Genomic DNA, 211 nt, shown 5'->3' with positions numbered 1-211 from the left:
GGTGAACCAGGACGGTGCGTCGAACGGGCTGACGGCGCCGAACGGTCCGTCGCAGCAGCGGGTGATCCGGCAGGCGCTGGCGGTGTCCCGGCTGGCGGCCGCGGACGTGGATGTGGTGGAGGCGCATGGTACGGGGACGACGCTGGGTGATCCGATCGAGGCGCAGGCGTTGCTGGCGACCTATGGCCAGGAGCGGGTGGAGCCGTTGTGG

The 211-nt window shown here is 71.6% G+C and carries 1 protein-coding gene; it reads left to right on the top strand.

What is annotated here, in order from left to right:
* On the top strand, nt 1-211 hold a 211-nt coding region (locus IF37_RS40605), incomplete at both ends, for a hypothetical protein (protein ID WP_037858603.1).

This window comes from Streptomyces sp. NRRL S-31 (assembly GCF_000718775.1).
Lineage (GTDB): Bacteria > Actinomycetota > Actinomycetes > Streptomycetales > Streptomycetaceae > Streptomyces.
The sequence above is the reverse complement of the archived record's forward strand: the minus strand, read 5'-3'. Positions and strand labels throughout refer to the sequence as shown.